Source organism: Eubacterium sp. An3, from assembly GCF_002159465.1.
Taxonomy (GTDB): domain Bacteria; phylum Bacillota; class Clostridia; order Lachnospirales; family Lachnospiraceae; genus Anaerobutyricum; species Anaerobutyricum stercoris.
In genome coordinates this window covers 1-1,567 of the sequence record NZ_NFIR01000093.1, presented here as the reverse complement: position 1 = coordinate 1,567, position 1,567 = coordinate 1, and the positions used below count along the sequence as shown (strand labels likewise).

General features: G+C 56.2%; 2 protein-coding genes. Both read right to left on the bottom strand.

Going from position 1 to position 1,567, the window contains the following annotated elements; all coding sequences use genetic code 11:
• Positions 1 to 611, bottom strand: a 611-nt coding sequence (locus tag B5F87_RS20455; protein ID WP_087284526.1) for an ATP-binding protein, incomplete at its 3' end; no start/stop codon positions are given.
• Positions 608 to 1,342, bottom strand: coding sequence for a phage replisome organizer N-terminal domain-containing protein (locus B5F87_RS20450; RefSeq protein ID WP_050616857.1), 735 nt, complete (start codon positions 1,340 to 1,342; stop codon positions 608 to 610). The genes B5F87_RS20455 and B5F87_RS20450, both read right to left, overlap by 4 nt.
• Positions 1,343 to 1,567 lie beyond the last annotated feature (225 nt).

Here is a 1,567-nt window from a genome sequence, read left to right as displayed (position 1 = left end):
CTGCGCTCCACACCCAAATCGTCAATGATGAGCAGGTCGTACTCGTCAAAGCTGGCGATAAAGTCGGCCCTGTCCTCGGAGAACATCCCCGTCAGGCGGTTCAGGATGGTGGGAAAGTTTGTCATCAGCACCGGCACATCCCGGTCAAGCAGGGCGTTGGCGATACAACCGGCGAAAAAGGACTTGCCGGTTCCCACATCCCCGAACAGCAGCAGGCCGGTGTTGTTCCTGTATGCCTCCTTCCAGTTCTCAACATAGGCGCGGGCCTTGTCCATTAGGGGATTTTGGCCATTGTCGTTGGCAAAAGTGTAGTCGTACAGATAGCGGTCTTGCAGGCCCTGGGCCTTCCGGCGCTTGATACGCTCCATGCGGCGTTGCCGTTCCTCGGCAGCTTTGCGCTGTTCCTCGGCCTCACGCTGGCACTGGCAGATACAGCGGGGCATGAAGTAGCCGGGTTTCCCAAAGCATGGCACAACGGTCTGCCTCTGGCCGCCGCACTTTTTACAGTGAATAAGGCCGTCTGCCGGGTCTATGTACTCGTCCCCGGCCAGCTCCACACCGGCGGCTGCCTTGTCGATCAGCGCCCGGATTTCTGCGGTAATCTCCATCATACGGTTTCATCCTCCTTTACGCTGTAATCACGGTTGCGGGTGGGCGGGGACGCTTTCTTCGCGTCCTCACCGGCCCAGCGCCGGATGGTGGCGGCATGGCTCTGATACCGCTTGCCGGTAGAAGCCATGTACTCGGACAGCTTTTCGATGTACTGGCCCCATACGGTGGGAAAGCTGGCCTGCAAGTCTGCCAGTTCCTCATCCGTCAGAAAAACATTCTGGTAACGGCCATAGGCGCGGGCGGAGCGTCCCTTCTCTATCTCTCTCTTTATTTCTATCTCTTTCTCTAACTCTATCTCTATCTCTGGTGGACGAATGTCGGACAAATGTCCAACCTTTGTCCGGGGCGTGGAAAGAGCCTTGTTTTGGAGCCTCGCCGCCCGCTTTCGCTCGGCCTCGGTAGAGGACTGGCCGATCAGCAGCTCGATATTGCTCATGTAAAAAGTGCCGCTGTCCAGCACTTCCACAAGGCCCAGCTTCAGGAAGATTTGCAAGGCCCTCTCCACAGTGCCGATCTGCTGGCGGGTGATGGTGGCAATCATCTGCGCCGTGTAGGGGATATTCTCGTCAAGCTGGAGCCGCCCGCCGTGTTTCAGGGATTTCAGATACAGCTTGAGCAGGATATTGGAGTACAGCACACCGTCCTGCATACTTTCCAGCAGCACGATGGAGTCATCGTCAAAATAGTTTTCTTTGAGTTTCAGGTAGTAATATTTTCGATTGTCTGACATGGGTTCCTCCTTGGGGTTCGTTTTGGGCTTCTGTACGCATTTAGAGGGCCGTTTTGGGGGTCAGAGGATAAATCTATCAGGCCCCCGCCGACACCCTCGAAAAAGTCCTTGATTTACAAGGGGTTTTCGGCCCCTAAAGCGTGACACTTAGCCCTCTGTTTGCGCTTGCGCTGGGCGGCCTTGATACGCTTCATGCGTCCGGCACATTCCGGGCAGTATTTGGCC